We start from the raw sequence: 19,049 nt of genomic DNA, 5'->3' as shown, positions 1-19,049 counted from the left end.
CCGGTTATCCGGCTCCGGGTCGTCGGCGTCGGCGTCGGCAACATAATGAAGCTCTTGTGTGACGGCCGAGCAACGACATGCTCTATCGCTCGTTTGATCTTCCGCAGACGCATTCCTGCGTGAGCCAGTAGGCTGGTATGGCTGGCTTGATCAATCCGACGGCGACTGTCATGAACCGCAGGAGAAACATTTACTTGCCACCTCTGTTGCTGCCGCTGTGCATGTCACTGGCGGCCGGTGGCGCGCAGGCCGCCTTTCGTTACAACGTGGTCGAAATCGGCGGCCTGCGCGCCGACGGCCATTCGATCAACAACAGCGGCGAGATCGCCGGCTCGGTCCACGACATTTTCGGCACACCCGAAGCGTTTCTCTATGCGGACGGTGCGTTCTCCCGGCTCGGTACGCTCGGCGGCGCCGAGAGCACGGGGATGGCCATCAACGACCACGGGCACGTGGTCGGCATGTCGACCATCGACGACGGACGGCGGCGCGCCTATCTCTATTCCAATGGCGGCATGGCCGACCTTGGCACCCTGGGCGGCATCGAGGCGCTGGCCTCGGGCATCAACAACGCCGGGCAGATCGTTGGCAGTTCCGCCAACGGCAATGACGATTGGCATGCGTTCCGGTATTCCGCCGGCACCATGGAGGATCTCGGCACGCTGGGCGGCAGTGTGAGTGGCGCCTCCGACATCAACCGCCACGGCCACGTCGTCGGCAGCGCCTCCGTCAGCGACGAATTCCGCTGGACGCACGCCTTCATGTACGACAACGCCGGCATGCGCGACCTGGGCACCTTCGGCGGCAACTACAGCGCCGCGTGGGGCGTGAACGATGCCGGCCACGCGGTCGGCTATGCCGCCACCGCCGACAATGCCGCCGACCACGCTTTCCTCTACGCCGAAGGCGTCATGCACGATTTGGGCACCCTCGGAGGAACTTACAGCTTTGCCAACAGCATCAACAATCGCAACCAGGTGGTCGGCGACTCCAATGTCTTGGGCGATACCGGCACCCACGCGTTTCTCTACGCCGACGGCGGCATGACGGACTTGAATGCACTGATCGATCCGGCCTCCGGCTGGACCCTTCATTTCGCCTACGACATCAATGACCACGGCCAGATCGCCGCCACCGGCTGCCGCGACGGCGAATGCCTCGCGCTGCGGCTGGACCCCGCCGTCACCGCCGTGCCGGAACCGTCGGCCTGGGCCACGCTGGCATGCGGGCTCGCGGTTCTGATGATGTCGCTATGGACGCGACGCGCGCCGCCGGGGTTCCGGACACACGGCTACCCGCCTGGCGTACCGGTAGGCAGGCCGCCTCCTTCGAAGGGCTCCCGGGGCGGGTTGGCGGGCCTTGCCCGCTAATCTGCGCCACGCGTCACCGTGGAAGCCTTGAGTGCCCGGCCGAGGTATGGCGCCGTGCGGCTAGCCTTATCCTTGGCCAACTCCTGCGGAGGCCCGGCCGCGACGATGACACCTCCCTCCTCGCCCGCGCCCGGGCCGACGTCGATCACCCAATCGCTGTCGGCCAGCACCTGCATATTGTGCTCGACCACCACCACGGTGTTGCCGGCGTCCACCAAGCCGTGCAGCTGCGTCATCAGCAATTCGATGTCGGACGGATGCAGCCCGGTGGTCGGCTCATCGAGCACGTACAAGGTGTCGCCACGGCTGGCGCGCTGCAACTCGGTCGCCAGCTTGATGCGCTGGGCTTCGCCTCCGGACAACTCCGTCGCCGGCTGCCCCAGCCGCAAATAGCCCAGTCCCACCGCCCGCAGCACATCGAGCGCATGCCGCAGCGGCGCCTCCTCGGCGAAGAACTCCCACGCCGCGTCCACCGTCATCCGCAGCACCTCGGCGATATTGCGGTCGCGGTAGCGCACCGACAGCGTATCAGGGTTGTAGCGCGCGCCCTCGCATTCCGGGCAAGGCGCGTACACACTCGGCAGAAACAGCAGCTCGACCATGACAAAGCCCTCGCCCGCGCAGTTCGGGCAGCGGCCCTTAGCGACATTGAACGAAAACCGGCCCGCGTCGTAGTGCCGCGCGCGCGCCGACCTGGTGGCGGCAAACAGCTTGCGCACGTGATCGAATAAACCGGTATAAGTCGCCAGGTTGGAACGCGGCGTGCGTCCGATGGGCCGCTGGTCGACCTGCACCAGGCGCCGGACGCCCTTCATGCCGGCGACGATGCGGCCGCGCACATCGCCGCTGCCCGTATCGTCGAGTGCCGCCTCGACCGGATCGGTGTCGGCTTCGGTGACGGCCGCGCTCTGGCCCAGCTGCGCCAGCACCAGTTGAACCAGCGCCTGACTCACGAGGCTGGATTTTCCGGAGCCGGACACCCCGCTCACACTGGTCAACACGCCCAGTGGAAAATCGGCGTCCACGCCATGCAGGTTGTTACGCTCCACACCGCGCAAGCGCAACCAGTCGGCCGGCGCGCGCGCCGTGCGCGCCGTTCGCTCCACGCGCTCGAACAAGTACTGCGCGGTGCGCGACTCGCCCACGTCGGCCAGTCCATCCGGCACGCCGCTATACAGTACGCGGCCGCCCTGTTGACCGGCCTTCGGCCCGACATCGACAATCCAATCGGCGTGGCGTATGACATCCAGCGCGTGCTCGACGACGAACAGCGAATTACCCGCCGCCTTGAGCCGGTCGAGGGCACGCAACAGCGCCTCGGTATCGACCGGATGCAAGCCCGCCGACGGTTCGTCCAATACATAGACCACGCCGAACAAGCTGGAACGGACCTGCGTCGCCAGCCGAAGGCGCTGCAGTTCGCCGGGCGACAACGTCGGCGTGCCGCGTTCAAGACTCAAGTATCCCAGGCCAAGGTCCAGCAGCACCGCCAGACGCGCCACCAGATCCTGGGCAATGCGCTGCGTAACGATGGCTTTCTCCGGATGCCGCTCGGCGTCCTTCGCCCTGGCCTTGGTTTTGGCTGCCGGGGGCTTGCCCTCCGCGTACGGCTCGAGCAACTGCGCCAAGCGCTGCAAAGGCAGGCGTCCGATCTCGGTGATATCGTGACCGCCGAATGTCACCGACAGCGATTCCTTCCGCAAGCGCTTGCCCTCGCAGGTTGGACAATCCATGCCGACCAAATACTGCGACACGCGCTTCTTCATGATCGCGCTCTCGGTGCCGGCGAACGTCTGCAGCACATATTTGCGCGCGCCGGTGAAGGTGCCCTGGTAGCTCGGCGTCTCCTTGCGCTTGTGCGCGCGCCGCGCCTCGGCCGGTGTCAGGCCGGCGTAAACCGGCACGGTGGGCTGTTCGTCGGTGAACAGAATCCAGTCTCGCTGCTTCTTGGGCAGTTCGCGCCACGGCGTATCGACGTCGTAGCCGAGCGTCACCAGGATATCGCGCAGGTTCTGTCCGTGCCAGGCGGTGGGCCACGCCGCCACCGCGCGCTCGCGTATCGTCAGGCTGTCGTCCGGCACCATCGAACGCTCGGTCGCCTCGTACACCCTGCCCAGTCCATGACACTGCGGACACGCGCCCTGCGGCGTATTGGGCGAGAAAGATTCCGCATACAGCAACTCCTGGCCGGGCGGATAGTCGCCAGCGCGCGAGTACAGCATGCGCAGCGAATTGGACAAAGTGCTGACACTACCGACCGATGAGCGGGTCGTCGGCGCGCCGCGCTGCTGCTGCAACGCCACGGCAGGCGGCAGGCCGTCGATGGCGTCGACCTCCGGCACCGCCATCTGATGGAACAGGCGCCGGGCATAGGGCGACACCGACTCGAGATAACGCCGCTGCGCCTCCGCATACAGCGTGCCGAAAGCCAGCGACGATTTACCGGAACCCGATACGCCGGTGAACACCACAAGCGCGTTGCGCGGGATATCGACATCGACGTTCTGAAGATTGTGCTCGCGCGCGCCGCGCACGCGGACATAACCCGAATCCGCGGTCTCGATGGCGGAGCGGGTCTGTTCGCCGGTGCTTGAAGAGCGGTGCTTGGCCATAAAACGTTCCTATAACAATTTAATCCCAGCATTATCGATTCCGGGAAATTAGTATGTACGGCAGCGTACGGGATCGCCAACCGGAACGCATCCGACCGCGTCTTTTCCTTCACGGCACACTCCCTCGTTGCCTGCCGCCAATACACCAAAGACGCGTGCGCTCCCTCCCCGTTACCAGCGATAAACTGTACAGATCCAATCATTGAACGGGAATTCAATCATGGCCAAAACAGTCGCCGAAGTCGTTATCGAAACCCTGCAGCAAGCCGGGGCCAAACATTGCTGGGGCATTCCCGGCGATTCGCTGAACTACATCACCGACGCCATCCGCCGCAGCGAGATCGAGTGGGTGCATGTGCGTCATGAGGAGGCTGGCGGTTTCGCCGCCGGCGCCGAGGCCATCGTCGCCAACCGCCTGACCTTGTGCGCGGGCTCCTGCGGCCCGGGCAGCCTGCACTTCATCAATGGCTTGTTCGAAGCGCACCGCAACCGCTCGCCGGTGGTGCTGATCGCCAGCCAGATCACCCGCGACGAACTGGGCACCGACTTCCCGCAGGAGGTCGACTACAAGCCGATCTACGACCATTGCAGCGTGTTTTGCCAGGAAATCCGCACGCCGGCCCACGCCAGGCGCATCACCGCCATAGCGGCGCAGGCGGCGATGACCAAGGGCGGCGTGGCGGTGATCATCCTGCCGGTCGACCTGTCCAAGGAATCGGCGGTCGACGAGCCGCATTTCTCCGTCCACCTGCCGCAGCCGCAAACAAGGCCCTCGGATACGGAAATGAACCGCATCGCCGAAATCATCAACGACGGCAAGAAGGTCGCGATCTACGCCGGTTCCGGTTGCGAAGGCGCGCACGGGCCGCTGATGGCGCTGGCCGAGCGTATCAAGGCGCCGATCGCCCACACCTCGCGCGCCAAGGATTTTGTCGAGTACAACAACCCGTACAACGTCGGCATGACCGGCATCTTCGGCATAGACTCCGGCTACCACGCGGTGACCGAGTGCGACACCCTGCTCCTGCTGGGCTGCGACTTCGCCTGGCGCCAGTACTACCCGGCGCACGCGCGCATCATCCAGATAGACATCGATCCGACCCACCTGGGAAGGCGCCACCCGGTCGAAGTGGGCGCCGTCGGCGACATCGCCACCACCTTGGCCGCGCTGCTGCCGCGCGTGCAGATACGCGGCGACCGCGAGTTCCTCGACCAGTGCGTCGAGCGCCACCAGAAAGCCGTCGAACATCTGAACGAGCGCGCCACGCCGGGCGACGGCGGCACGATCCGCCCGCAATACCTGACCGCGATGATCGACAAGCACGCCGACGACGACGCCATCTTCACCGCCGACGGCGGCTCGCCGATGGTGTGGGTGCTGCGCCATACGCGCGCCACGGGCAAACGCCGCACCCTGGTCAGCCTGACCCACGGCACCATGGCCAACGCCATGCCGCAGGCGCTGGGCGCTAAAAAAGCCTTCCCGCAGCGCCAGGTGATCTCGCTGTCCGGCGACGGCGGCCTGACGATGATGATGGGGGACTTGATCACGGCGGTACAGGAGAATATCGCCATCAAGGTCGCCGTCTACAACAACGGATCGCTGGGCTTCGTCGAACTGGAACAAAAGGTCGAAGGCCTGCTGGACGCCTACACCGAACTGAAAAACCCGAACTTCGCCGCGGTCGCGGAGGCGATCGGCATCTACGGCCGCCGCGTCGAATCGGCGGCGGAGCTGGAAGCCGAGGTCCAGGCATGGCTGGCGCACCCGGGACCGGCGCTGCTCGACGTCACCACCGACCGCTTCGAGTTGGTGATGCCGCCGAATATACAAGCGTCCCAGGTGCTGGGCACCGCGCTGTACTCGGTCAAGGCCGTGCTGAGCGGACGCGGTAGCGATGTGGTCGACATGATCAAGGACAATTTCGTCAAATAGCGCCCGGCCACCACCACTGAAGCCACTAAATGTTTGCGCATAACATTTAGTGGCATTTTTATGTTGACAACCCCGGTGGGTCGAACCTACACTGAAATGGTCGCGCAATCATCCAGGTGGTTCGCACCCCGGACCAGCCCCGGCTACATGTGAACCGGGACCGGCTTGGTGAATTTTTTCTGTAACGGGTTCTAGCTCTCCTGCCCCATCCCCCGGGGCAGTTTGTACACCGTCGCCTTACGGGGACGGTGTTTTTTTAACTGGATTTTTAGGAGCACCATGCGAGCACCGACACGACGCGCCGCGCTAACCTGCGCCTTCGCGCTGTTTCTGCTGGAAGGTGGCGCCGCGCTGGCGGCCAATTCCGTCCCTTACCTGCGCAAGCAAGGCACGGCCACGCAATTGATGGTCAACGACCAGCCCTTCCTCGTCCTCGGCGGCGAACTGCATAATTCCTCGGCATCGCACCTGCCATACCTGAACAAACTCTGGCCGGCGCTCAAGGGCGCGGAACTGAACACCGTGCTGGCGCCGGTGCAGTGGGACCAGATCGAGCCGGTCGAGGGCCGCTTCGATTTCACCGTCCTCGATGGAATGCTCAAACAGGCGCGCGCGAACGACAAGAAGCTGATCCTGCTGTGGTTCGGCGCCTGGAAGAATTCGATGTCGACCTACGTGCCGCCGTGGGTCAAGCGCGACGCCCAGCGTTTCCCGCGCTCGCTCGCCCGCAACGGCGTGCCGCAGGAGGTGCTCACGCCTTTCAGTCCCAAGACGCTGGCCGCCGACACCGCCGCCTACCGCGCGCTGCTGGCGCACCTGAAACAGGTCGACACCGAGCGCACCGTCGTCATGGTGCAGGTGGAGAACGAGATCGGCATGCTGCCGGACGTGCGCGACTACAGCCCGCTGGCCAACGCCGCCATCGCCGGCCAGGTGCCCAAGGCCTTGACCGATTACCTGGGCGCCAACCGCGCCAGGCTGCATCCGTCGGTGCAGGCGCTTTGGGCGGCCAACGGCCACCGCACCAGCGGCACCTGGGCCGAGGTCTTCGGCACGTCGGTGGCCGCCGAGGAGGTGTTCCAGGCCTGGGGCTACGCCACCTTTGTGGAAACCATGACGGCCGCCGGCAAGGCGGCCTATCCGCTGCCGATGTATGTCAACGCGGCGCTGAACCGGCCCGGGAAGAAGCCTGGCGAGTACCCGAGCGCCGGTCCGCTGCCACACCTGTTCGACATCTGGAAGGCCGGCGCGCCGTCGATCGATGTGCTGGCTATCGACACCTACTTCCCCAACTTCACCGAATGGGCGCCGCAGTTCAAGCGGGCGGACAACCCGCTGTTCATTCCGGAGGCCGACAACGCCGGCCGGCATGACGCGGCGGCCAAGGCTTTCTACGCGATCGGCGAGTTCGACGCGTTCGGCTTCTCGCCGTTCGGCGTCGAGGACAGCGAGCCTACCGACCCGCTGCCGAAGGCGTATCGCCTGTTGCGCCAGTTGACGCCTTTGATCAATCAGGTACAAGGCAGCGGCAATATGCGCGGCTTCAAGGCCAAGGTGTCGTATGACGGCGTGGTGGACGCTTCGCCGCAGCAGGTGACGATGGGCGGCTTTAATTTGCAAGTCAGCTTCAGCAACCCTTGGGCCAAGACGGACAGCAAGGATCTGGAGGGTTGCGGCGGTTTGATCATCAAACTGTCGGACGACGAGTTCCTGCTGGCGGGCAAAGGGCTGACGGTGAAATTCACCGACGCCACCGGCGCGGGAGATCTGGTCGGACTGGAGAAGGTGACCGAAGGGACCTACGAGAACGGCAAATGGAAAGATGGACGCTGGCTCAATGGCGACGAGATCCACCAGGGCCGGCAGATCATGCTGGTGACCGGCGACTTCACGATGCAGAGGGTGAAATTGTACCGTTACCGGTAAGTCGAGATGGCGGATTACGCGCTTCGCGCCAATCCGCCACCTTCCCTTCTCTACCCCACCATCAACTTCACTGACTTCAACTTCACGCTATCCGGACCGGCGTGGATGGTAAAACTACCCGGCTCCACCACCCGCTTCATCTGCGCGTTAAAGAACCACAAATCCGATGGTTTGATATCGAACGTCAGCGTGCGCTTCTCGCCCGGCTGCAGCGTCACGCGCTTGAACGCCTTCAATTCCAACACCGCGCGCGTCGCCGAACTGACGTCATCCCGAATATAAATCTGCACAACCTCGTCACCTGCCAGCTTGCCGGTATTGGTCACATCGACCTGCACCGACGTCGAGCCGGCGATGCCGATCGACGCCTTGGTCAAGCGCGGCGCCGAGATATCGAACGTCGTGTAACTCAGTCCAAAGCCGAACGGATACAAAGGCTTGGTGCTGCCATCGATATACCCACGGCGCGCCGACGGCTTATGGTTGTAAAACACCGGCAACTGGCCGACGTTACGCGCGATCGACACCGGCAGCTTGCCACCGGGGTTGGCGCGGCCAAACAGCAGGTCGGCGGCGGCATAACCTGTCTCCTGTCCCATGTACCAACCCTCGATCAGCGCATCGGCCTTCTCCGCCAGCAGGTTGACCGACAGCGGACGGCCATTCAGCAGGAACACGACGGTCGGCTTGCCCAGCGCGAAAATCGCCGCCGCCAGGTCGTTTTGCTGGCCCATCAAATCCAGGCTCGCGCGGTCGCCCAAATGCTCGTCTGCCCACGCCTCGCGGCTGGTCTGCTCGTTGTCGCCCAGGACCATGATGATGGTGTCCGCCGATTTGGCCGCCTGCACCGCATCGGCGATCAGCTTCGCATTGACCTCCGGCTTGACGAACTTGATCTCGTCCTTGCCCCAAATCCGCTCCTCGGTGATGCGCACGCCTTCCGAATACGCCAGCTCGAAGCCCTGCGCCTTGCTCTCCGCCAGCAAACCGTCATAGATCGACACCACATGGCGCGGTATATCGGAGTACCCGCCGATTGGCGTATCCTTGGCGTGGGTCCCGAGCAGCAGTACCTTGCCGACCTTCTTGGCGTTCAGCGGCAGCAGGCCCTTGTCGTTCTTCAGCAGGACCGGCGTGCGCGTCGCGGACAGGCGCGCCAGCGCGATCGCGTCCGGCGTAGCCGTCAGGCTGTCGGCGATCTTGGCGTCGACGTAGGGCTGCTCGAACAGGCCGGCCTGGAACTTCAAGGTCAGCACGCGGCGCACCACGACATCGATCTCTTTTTCGCTGATGCGCTTTTCCTTCACCAGCGCCGCCAGTGCCAGGTAGCCCTCGCCATCCGGGGTTTCGACATCGACGCCGGCTTTGAATGCCAACAGGCCCGCCTCTTTCGAGTCGGCGGCCAGCTTGTGGCGCGTGACCAGTTCCTTGATGCCGAAATAGTCGGAAACCGTCAGCCCCTTGAAGCCCCACTCCTCGCGCAGCACCTTGTGCAGCAGCCAGTGATTGGCGTGCGACGGGATGCCGCCGATCTCGTTATACGACGGCATGACCGCGCCGACGTTGGTTTCCTTGATCAGCTTTTCGAACGGCGGGAAGAAATCCTCGCGCAAGGTGCGCTCGCTGATTTCGGCCGGACCGATGTTGGTGCCGCTCTCCGGCTGGCCGTGGCCCGTCATGTGCTTGAGCGTGACGAAGACCTTGTCCTTGGCCAGAATCTTGTCCTTGCCGGCGAAGCCGATCACCGCCGCCTTGCCCATCTCGCCGCACAGGTACGGGTCCTCGCCGTAGGTTTCCTCGATGCGTCCCCAGCGCGGTTCGCGCGCCACGTCGACCACCGGCGCCAGCGCCAGATTGGCTCCGCGCACGCGCATCTCGCGCGCCGCCACGCTGAAAATCTTCTCGACCATCTCCGGGTCGAACGACGACGCCAGGCCGATCGCCTGCGGGAAGCTGGTGGCGTCGCGCGCCACGTAGCCGTGCAGCGCTTCCTCGTGCGTCAGCATCGGAATGCCAAGGCGGGTCTGCTCGACCGCCCATTTTTGCGCCGCGTTGACGTAGTTCGCCGTCTCCAGCGCGTTGCGGTTGGCTTTTTCGCCGGTGTCGCCGGCGCCGGCCGCCTGGCCGAGCTGGCGGTCGGAAGGTCGACCCAGCATGCCCATGCCATTGGGGTAGTTCTTTTTGGCCTTCTCGGCGGAGAACTCGCCGGCGGCATCCTGCATCTCGGTTTTCTTTTGCCAGATGCACTGCAGCTGGGCGATCTTCTCGTCCAGCGTCATGCGGCCCAGCAGATCGTCCACGCGCTTTTCCAGCGGCAGCGAAGGATTCTTGTAAGGCGCCTGCGCGGCCGCCGCCAGCGCCATTGGCGCCGACATCACGGACAGGCCGGCGACGCCGGTCATCGAGGACAGGAACTGCCTGCGGTTACTTTTCATGTGCTGCGTCTCCAAATGTTTTTAGTTGGTTTTACCGATACTACCGTCTTACTATAATATGAAAACGATTTCAGGGGTATGAAAACCCATTTTAGAACTGATGCTGGATCTGTCCAGGGGTAGGCACGCGGAAGCGGAACAAGCCGCCGGCCAGCGGTTGGGCGGCCAACTCCTCCTCCGACAAACCTTTGCGCGCGGTGGTGACGAACACCGTCCGCAGGTCATGACCGCCGAAAGCGATCTTGGTGATGTTCGAACAAGGCATGGCCACGGTATCGATCAACTCACCCTGCGCCGAATAGCGCTCGATGCGCGCGCCGGCAAACAAGGCGATCCACACGGCGCCGTCGGAATCGACGGTCGTGCCGTCCGGGTAGCCCTCACCCGCGATCCGCACGAAGACACGCTTGTTGGTCAAATGGCCGGCATCGTCGATATCGAAGGCGTAGATGGTCTTCTCGAGCGTGTCGGTGTGGTAGAAGGTGCGGCCATCCGGGCTGCAGGCCGGCCCGTTGGTGATGACGTAGCCCTTGTCCTTGCGGCGCGGCTGTCCCTTGCGCTGCACGCGGTACAGCGAACCACTGGCTTGCACCTCGGCGTTGTCCATGGAGCCGAACCACAAGGCGCCGTGACGGTCGATATAACCGTCGTTCAAACGGTTGCCCGGCAAATCCGTCTCCACTTCGTGCAGCAGGTCCAGGGCGCCGCTGTCGAAGGAAAACCGCATCAACTGCCCCGGCAGGCCGCAAACGAAATCGCCGCCGCGCATCGGCAGTGCGAAGCCTACTTCGTCGGGCAGGCTCCAGCTCTGGCGCAAGCCGCCGTCCTCGCCGCAGCGGTGCACCTTGTGCTGCTTGATATCGACAAAATACAGGGCGTTATTCTCCGCGTGCCACACCGGGCCTTCGCCCAAGGTCGCGGCCAGGGGCCAAATGCATTCGGGTTCAATTTGGAATGTGCTCATGCGCCGTACCACCCTGCATCGACGAAGTAATCGCGGCCGGAGCAGCGGCCGGCGTTGTCCGACGCCAGGAACAGCGTCATCGCGGCGATATCCTCGGGCTCCACCCGCTCGCGCAGACATTGCGCATCGAGGATTTCCTGTTCGCCCTCCGGCGTATGCCACAGCGCCATCTGGCGCGGCGTCCGCACCGATCCGGGGATGATGCAGTTGACACGGATGCCGAACGGACCGAGTTCGCGCGCAAGTCCGCGCGTCATCCCCTCGATCGCGGCCTTGGCCGTCACGTACAGCGTCAGTTTCGGCAAGGCCAGATGCCAGGAGATCGAACCGAAGTTCAGGATCACGCCCGTGCCGGCGGCCTTCATGCCCGGCGCCACGGCCTGCGCGCAGAAGAACTGGTGCCGCAGATTGACGGCCATGCTCTCGTCCCAATACTTCTGCGTGACTTCCTGGACCTCATGCCGGTGATCGTTGGCGGCGTTGTTGACCATGATTTCCACGGCGCCGCACTCGCTTTCGATCGTGGCCATCACCTGTGCCAGCGCATCGAGGTCGGTCAGGTCGCAGTGAAAAAAACGCGGCGGATGCCTGGCGGCGTTTAGCCTGGCCGCCAGCTCACGCGACGCCTCCTCCACGATATCGATGAAGCACACCTGCGCGCCCTGCGCGGCAAATGCCTCCACCAGCGCCGCCCCGATACCGCTGCCGCCGCCGGTGATCAACACCCGCTTGCCGGCCAGGTTGGGATACGTCGCATACACCATCTTCTTCTCTGCGGAAGTTGCTTGGACCATCTTATTCATCTCCGTTTTATTTTAGTTTGATTCAGGTCCCGCCATGAAGCTCGTTAAGTTATATCCCCCAGCAGGCCGCGTTGCGCCAGATTGCGGTACAGCGCGCGCACGCCGAAGGTCCATGGCGCGATGGCGTCGCTGCGCTGCACATGATTGACCAGCGTACCGAGCGAAGGGCTGGCGATGCTGACCCGGTCGCCCAGCTTGTGGGTGAAACCCGCGCCCGGCGCGCCACGGTCTTTGATCGGCGAGAACATGGTGCCGAGGAAGAGCATAAAGCCGTCGGGGTACTGGTGATGCGCGCCGGCCGTTTGCGCCACCAGGTCCAGCGGGTCACGGCTGATTTCCCGCATGCGGCTTTCGCCATCAAGGCGGAAGCTGTCTTCGGCGCCCTCGATCAGCAACCGCAGTTCGGCGTTGCGCACGGTGTCGATGGTGAAGGAACCGTCGAACAGGCGGATGAATGGTCCCATGCCGCAGGAGCCGTTGTTATCCTTGGCTTTACCCAGCAGAAGCGCGCTGCGGCCTTCGATGTCGCGCAGGTTGACGTCGTTGCCGAGCGTGGCGCCCACCGCCTGTGCGCGGCTGTTCACGGCCAGCACGATCTCCGGCTCGGGGTTGTTCCACTTCGAATCCGGATGCAGGCCGACATCGGCGCCAAAGCCGACCGCCGACATGGGTTGCGCCTTGGAGAACACCTCCGCATACGGCCCGATGCCCACTTCCATATACTGCGACCAGGCGCCGCGCTCGATGAACTGCTGCTTGAGCTTTTCCGCTTCGGGCGAGCCGGGTTTGATGGCCGACAGGTCGGCGCCGATATCCTTGAGCAGGGTGCTGCGCAGCGCGTCGGCGCGCGCCGCGTCGCCGCCGGCCTGTTCTTCGATCACACGTTCGAGCAGGCTGACCGCGAAGGTGACGCCGCAAGCCTTGATCGCCTGCACGTCGCAAGGCGCCAGCAGGCGCGGGCTGCGCGCCGTGGCATCCGTGCCTAGCGCGGCCTCGATCAGCGCCTCCACCCGTCCCAGCGACTCGCCTTGCGCGGCGCGCGCGAAAACGGCGGCATCGTCCCTGTCCAGCAGATCGGCCACAGTGGCGCTGCTCGCGGTGATATCGAATACCTCACCATCGCGCACGACCACCACGCACGGGCCATTCACGTCGTCGCGCCACACACGGCCGATGAGCAAGGCTTGCGGCAGATCGGCCGGCAAATGCACCGCTGTCGGCGCATGCTTCAGTTGATTTTTCATGTTCTTCCCAGACTCGGTTTGTTAGGGTAATACGTCCATTCAGGCACCAGATAGCGCATCGCCATCGCGTCGTCGCGGGCGGTGGATGCCACTTTCTTATACAGTTCGTGCGCGGCCTCGATGCGATCCATGTCCGGCTCGATGCCCAGACCCGGCGCAAGCGGCACCTTCACCTCGCCGCCGACGATTTGCAGCGGCTCGCGCGTCAAGCGCTCCTGTCCCTCCTGCCAGATCCAGTGCGTGTCGATGGCCGTGATTTTACCCGGCGCGGCGGCCGCCGCGTGGGTGAACATCGCCAACGACACGTCGAAATGGTTATTCGAGTGCGAACCCCAGGTCAGGCCCCATTCGTGGCAAAGCTGCGCCAGTCGCACGGAACCCTGCATGGTCCAGAAGTGCGGATCGGCCAGCGGAATGTCGACCGCGCCGAGCAAATGCGAATGGGCCATCTGGCGCCAGTCGGTGGCTACCATGTTGGTAGCCGTCGGGATGCCGGTCGCGCGGCGGAATTCGGCCATGATTTCGCGCCCGGAATAGCCGTTCTCGGGGCCGCAGGGATCTTCGGCATAGGCCAGAAGGTGGCCCTTGCCGCGGCAGATATCTATCGCCTCGCGCAGCGACCAGGCGCCATTGGGGTCCAGGGTCACGCGGGACTCGGGGAAGCGCGCCTTGATCGCCGCCACCGCCTCCATCTCCTCGGCGCCGTGCATCACGCCACCTTTGAGCTTGAAATCGCGGAAGCCGTATTTTTCCACCGTCGCTTCGGCCAGTTTGGCGATGGCGGCCGGCGTCATCGCCTCCTGGTGGCGCATGTGGTACCAGTCGCTTGCGGCGCCCTGCCCGGCCAGATAACCGAGGTCGGTGCGATTGCGATCGCCGATGTAGAACAGGTAGGCCAGCATCGGCACGCTGTCGCGCTGCTGGCCAGCGCCCAGCAGCTCGCACACCGGCACGCCAAGGTGCTGCCCCAGCAGATCGAGCAGCGCCGCCTCGACGGCGGTGACCACGTTCTCCAGCCGCAGGTTGATCTCGTGCGGCTGCTTCAATACCTGCGCCTCCGCCTCCGACGTCACCTGGTACTGCTGGCCGCTGACATCCTTGTTGGCGATGGCGTCGCGGATGCCGTTCAGGGTGCGGTTATAGCGTCCGATCTGCGTGCCGACCACCAGCGGGACGGCGTTTTCCAGCGCACGCAGTATGCCCGCGCCGCCTGGCACCTCCCCCATGCCGGTGTGCCCGGCGCTATCCTTCAACAGCACCAGATTGCGGGTGAAGTAAGGCGCGTGCGCGCCGCACAAATTGAGCAGCATGCTGTCGTGGCCCGCCACCGGAATGACCCGCATTTCCGTGATCACCGGTGCTGCCGACTTGTCTAAATTTGTTGCTTGTACCATGCCTTTACCCTAAAATGATAAGCGCTAACATTTAACCAGTGTGAAGGATTTATGCGACCAAGTCAACACGCGTCACACGTGCGCTTCGGCGGATTGTTGGTCACCGCCCTGGCGGCGATCGTACCCGCTCTCGCGCTGACCGCCTGCGCCTCGCTGAACGGCCCCGCCCCGGGCGGAGAAGTCCCGCCATCGGAGGGGCGCTGGGTCGCCTCCTGGGGCACGGCGCAGCAGATTCCCGACACGGCCAACGAGCTGGCCGCCGCGAACTGGCGCGACGGCAGCCTGCGCCAGACGGTACGCCTGTCGCTCGGAGGCAGCCGCCTGCGGGTCCGGCTCAGTAATGTGCACGGCACCGCGCCGCTGATGGTGGAAGGCGCCAGCGTCGCCCTGGCGCTGGCGCCGGGCAAAGCGCAAATCGACGGCGCCACCTCGCGCACGCTCACCTTCGACAGCAGCCCCTCGGTGATGATCCCGGCCGGCGCCGAATATTATAGCGACGCCGTTGCGCTGGACGTCAAACCGGCCAGCGACCTCTCGGTATCGCTGTACTTCAAGGAGGCGCCGCCACGCCAGACCAGCCACTCCGGCTCGCGCGCCACCAGCTTTTTCGCCAAGGGTAACCGCATCATGGACGCCGAATGGGCCGAAGCCGGCACGATACCGCGCTGGTTCCTGGTGAGCGATGTCGACGTGCAGGCGCCGCGCGGCACCGGCGCCTTTGTCGCCATCGGCGATTCGATCACAGATGGCTACGGCGTCGCCACCGACAGCAACAGCCGCTGGACCGACCTGCTTGCGGCGCGTCTGCGCCAGGATGGCCAGCAAGTGGGCATCGTCAACGCCGGAATCGGCGGTGGCCGCATGCTGCGCGACGGCCTGGGACCGAATCTCGCGTCGCGCTTCGACCGCGACGTGCTGTCGCGCGCCGGCGTCACGCACGCGCTGGTGTTCATAGGAGTCAATGACCTGGGCGGCCAGCACCGCAACACCCCGGACCTGCCGGCCGACCGCAAAAAACTGCTGGCCGATCTGCGCCTCGCGCATCGCCAGCTGGCCGAACGCGCAAAGGCACGCGGAATCTGTATGATTGGCGCAACCATCACCCCCTATGTGGGCAGCGACTACTACCACCCGGAGCCGGAAAACGAAGCCGACCGCCAGGAGATGAACGACTGGATACGCAACTCCGGCCTATTCGACGCGGTGGTCGACTTCGACGCCGCCCTGCGCGACCCCGCCGACCCGAAAAGAATCAGCAAACCGCTGGACTCCGGCGACCACCTGCACCCCTCACTGGCGGGCTACCGCGCCCTGGCCGAAGCGGTCCCATTGGACCTACTCCGCCGCAACTGCAAAAAACCAGGAAACTGACACCAGAGACACCGAGGAAACACGTAGGGCGGATTAACGAAGCGTAATCCGCCAAGCTTCGCCAGCAGCCAATGCAACAGGCCACAAACACAAAAAAATGGATAACCATTAAAAAAATGAGACAACTCTACCTCGCAGGCGCCGCCCTCCTGGCGCTGTTGACCTGCGCCCTCCCCGCCCAAGCGCTAGGCCAAAAACGCCTGGCGACATTCGACACCCCGGCTCCCGACGCGGTCACGCTGGCCAACGCCGGCCGCGCCGCCACCATCTACGTCGACAAAACCGACCACCCCGGCGTACTCCGCGCCGCGCGCGACCTCCAGGAAGACATCGCCCGCGTCAGCAATGCCCGTCCCGCCCTGGAGCAAACCGGCAAACCCACCGGCGCCGACGTCATCATCATCGGCACCATCGGCAAAAGCCCCCTGATCGACCAACTGATCAAAGCCGGCAAACTAAACGTCACCGCCATCAACGGCAAATGGGAAGGCTGGCAGGTGCAAACCCTGCGCAGCCCGCTGCCCGGCGTCGAGCGCGCCCTGGTCATCGCAGGCAGCGACAAGCGTGGCGCCATCTACGGCATCTACGAAATCTCCGAGCAGATCGGCGTATCGCCGTGGCAGTGGTGGGCAGACGTGCCGGCGCAAAGCCACGCCAGCATCTACGCCTCCGCCCCCGTCGCCGTCAGCGACGCCCCGGTGGTGCAATATCGGGGCATCTTCCTCAACGACGAACAACCCGCGCTGACCGGTTGGGTAAAGCAGCGCTACGGCGGCTACAACCACGAGTTTTACACCAAGGTGTTCGAGCTGCTGCTGCGCCTGCGCGCCAACTACCTGTGGCCGGCGATGTGGAACTCCGCCTTCTACGACGACGACAAATTGAACGGCAAGCTGGCCGACGAATACGGCATCGTCATGGGCACGTCCCACCACGAGCCGATGATGCGCGCGCAGCAGGAATGGAAGCGCCAGGGTAAAGACCCTTGGGACTACAACAAGAACGCGCGCGTGCTCGATGACTTCTGGAGCAAAGGCCTGCGCAACACGCGCGACTACGAAAAAATGATCACCATCGGCATGCGCGGCGACGGCGACGAGCCGATGTCGGAGGAATCCAACGTCTCGCTGCTGGAGCGCATCGTCAACCGCCAGCGCGAAGCCATCGCCAAGGAGATCGACCCGGACGTCACCAAGGTGCCGCAAACCTGGGCGCTGTACAAGGAAGTCCAGGACTACTACGAAAAAGGCATGCGCGTGCCCGACGACGTCATGCTGCTCTGGTGCGACGACAACTGGGGCAATATCCGCCGCCTGCCGACGCAGGAGGAGCGCAAACGCGCCGGCGGCGCCGGCGTCTACTACCATTTCGACTATGTCGGCGGCCCGCGCTCCTATAAATGGATCAACGTCACGCCGCTGCCAAAGATATGGGAACAGATGCATCTGGCATGGCAGTACCAGGCCAACCGCATGTGGATCGTCAACGTCGGCGACCTCAAACCGATGGAAGTGCCGATCGAATTCTTCCTGACTTACGCGTGGAATCCCGCCGCCTGGCCGGCAGAGCGCCTGCCGGACTACCTGAAACTGTGGGCCACGCGTGAATTCGGGCCTGAACATGCCGACGACATCGCCGACATCGTCGCCAAGTACGCCAAGTACAACGGCCGCCGCAAACCCGAGCAGCTGGAGCCGACCACCTACAGCCTGGTCAACTATGGCGAAGCGGCGCGCATCGTCGACGAGTACCGCGACATCGCGGCGCGCGCGGAACGCATTTCGGCCGCGCTGCCGGCGGCCAAGCGCGATGCCTTTTTCCAGCTGGTGCTCTATCCGGTGCAGGCCAGCGCGGTGGTCAACGAGCTGTATGTCACCGCCGGCATGAACCGTCTTTACGCCCTGCAGGGACGCACCTCCACCAACGATCTGGCGGCGCGCACGCGCGAGCTGTTCCAGCAGGATGCGGAGCTGGTGCGTCGCTATCATGAGGACATCAGCGGCGGCAAATGGAACCACATGATGTCGCAGACCCACCTGGGCTACACCTACTGGAACCAGCCGCCCCGCAACGTGATGCCGCCGGTGACGGAGGTACAGGTTCCGAAGGAAGGCGACATGGGCGTGGCCGTCGAAGGCAGCGCCAACGTATGGCCCGGCCCCGCCGGCGACGCCCTGGCGCTGCCGGCCCTTGACGCGTTCGAGGAACGCCCGCGCCACATCGAGATCTTCAATCGCGGCCAGCAGCCCTTCGACTACAAGGTAACCGCCAACACCCCGGGCATCGTGCTCGATAAGCCTGCGGGACGGGTGGAGCGCGAGCAGCGCGTCGGCGTCGATGTGCGCTGGTCCGACGTTCCGTCGGGCGTGGACCGCGCGACCTTGACCGTTTCCGGTCCGAACGGCGCCAGGACGACGGTGGTTGTTCCGCTGCGCCGGCCAACCGGCATGGCGAAGGCCTCCAAAGGCGACTTTATCGAAACCGCCGGCGTGGTATCGATGGAAGCGGAGCACTACACCCGGGCGGTGGCGCCGGAAAAGCGCGAGTGGCTGCGCATTCCCGACCATGGCCGCACGCTATCGGGCATGACCACGCTGCCGGTCGATGCGCCACCGGACGGCGTGCCGCAAATGCGGCTTGAGTACCAGATGCAGTTGACCACGAAGGGCAAGGTCGCCGTGCACGCCACCCTGGCGCCGACCCAGAAGATCCAGCCGGGACCAGGCCTGCGCTACGCGATATCGTTCGACGACGAAGCACCGCAGATCGTCAACCTGCACGCGGACAGCTCCGAAAAAGCGTGGGAACGCACCGTCTCGGATGGCGCGACGGTCATGACGTCCCAACACACGATCGAAAGCGCGGGCAAGCACACCTTGAAATTCTGGGTGATCGATCCCGCCCTGGTGCTGCAAAAACTGGTGGTCGACACCGGCGGCCAGCGCGACAGCTATCTCGGCCCGCCGGAAAGCCCGCGCGCGCGCTGATTAAAAA

Annotated in this window: 11 protein-coding genes; 5 read left to right on the top strand and 6 right to left on the bottom strand. The window is 64.4% G+C overall.

Annotation, left to right across the window (positions count from 1 at the left end; translation table 11 throughout):
- Nucleotides 1-194 precede the first annotated feature (194 nt).
- Complete coding sequence (locus AC07P1_RS10305; protein WP_494695707.1) at nt 195-1,370, top strand: DUF3466 family protein; 1,176 nt, start codon at nt 195-197, stop codon at nt 1,368-1,370.
- Here AC07P1_RS10305 and AC07P1_RS10300 read toward each other — a convergent pair.
- On the bottom strand, nt 1,367-3,982 hold the full coding sequence (locus AC07P1_RS10300; RefSeq protein WP_494695706.1) for an excinuclease ABC subunit UvrA: 2,616 nt from the start codon (nt 3,980-3,982) through the stop codon (nt 1,367-1,369). The two genes, AC07P1_RS10305 and AC07P1_RS10300, sit on opposite strands and share 4 nt — an antisense overlap.
- 220 nt (nt 3,983-4,202) lie before the next feature.
- Between AC07P1_RS10300 and AC07P1_RS10295 the strand changes: the two genes are divergently transcribed.
- Complete coding sequence (locus tag AC07P1_RS10295; RefSeq protein ID WP_494695705.1) at nt 4,203-5,918, top strand: thiamine pyrophosphate-dependent enzyme; 1,716 nt, start codon at nt 4,203-4,205, stop codon at nt 5,916-5,918.
- Nucleotides 5,919-6,197: 279 nt separating this feature from the next.
- On the top strand, nt 6,198-7,844 hold the full coding sequence (locus AC07P1_RS10290; RefSeq protein ID WP_494695704.1) for a GH35 family beta-galactosidase: 1,647 nt from the start codon (nt 6,198-6,200) through the stop codon (nt 7,842-7,844).
- 50 nt (nt 7,845-7,894) lie between these two features.
- Here AC07P1_RS10290 and AC07P1_RS10285 read toward each other — a convergent pair whose 3' ends face one another.
- The 5 genes from AC07P1_RS10285 to AC07P1_RS10265 form a co-directional block, all read right to left on the bottom strand.
- Nucleotides 7,895-10,279 (bottom strand): glycoside hydrolase family 3 N-terminal domain-containing protein, encoded by a 2,385-nt coding sequence (locus AC07P1_RS10285; protein WP_494695703.1) that lies wholly within the window; start codon nt 10,277-10,279, stop codon nt 7,895-7,897.
- Nucleotides 10,280-10,370: 91 nt separating this feature from the next.
- On the bottom strand, nt 10,371-11,243 hold the full coding sequence (locus AC07P1_RS10280) for an SMP-30/gluconolactonase/LRE family protein (protein ID WP_494695702.1): 873 nt from the start codon (nt 11,241-11,243) through the stop codon (nt 10,371-10,373).
- Nucleotides 11,240-12,046, bottom strand: coding sequence for a D-xylose 1-dehydrogenase (gene xylB / locus AC07P1_RS10275; RefSeq protein ID WP_494695701.1), 807 nt, complete (start codon nt 12,044-12,046; stop codon nt 11,240-11,242). The genes AC07P1_RS10280 and xylB overlap by 4 nt, the downstream gene beginning before the upstream one ends.
- 44 nt (nt 12,047-12,090) lie before the next feature.
- Nucleotides 12,091-13,290: a fumarylacetoacetate hydrolase family protein gene (locus AC07P1_RS10270; RefSeq protein ID WP_494695700.1), complete on the bottom strand. Its 1,200-nt coding sequence runs from the start codon at nt 13,288-13,290 to the stop codon at nt 12,091-12,093.
- Nucleotides 13,287-14,684, bottom strand: a complete 1,398-nt coding sequence (locus tag AC07P1_RS10265) for an enolase C-terminal domain-like protein (protein WP_494695699.1) — start codon at nt 14,682-14,684, stop codon at nt 13,287-13,289. Before AC07P1_RS10265 ends, AC07P1_RS10270 begins: the two co-directional genes overlap by 4 nt.
- Nucleotides 14,685-14,735: 51 nt before the next feature.
- Here AC07P1_RS10265 and AC07P1_RS10260 point away from each other — a divergent pair, with 51 nt between their 5' ends.
- Complete coding sequence (locus AC07P1_RS10260; protein WP_494695698.1) at nt 14,736-16,055, top strand: SGNH/GDSL hydrolase family protein; 1,320 nt, start codon at nt 14,736-14,738, stop codon at nt 16,053-16,055.
- Between the two features lie 116 nt (nt 16,056-16,171).
- A complete protein-coding gene (locus tag AC07P1_RS10255; RefSeq protein ID WP_494695697.1) occupies nt 16,172-19,042 on the top strand; it encodes a glycosyl hydrolase 115 family protein in 2,871 nt (956 codons plus the stop codon).
- Nucleotides 19,043-19,049 lie beyond the last annotated feature (7 nt).

The sequence above is a fragment of the Duganella sp. GW821-FHT07F09 genome (genome assembly GCF_059418705.1).
This window is presented reverse-complemented; position numbering and strand designations above follow the sequence as displayed.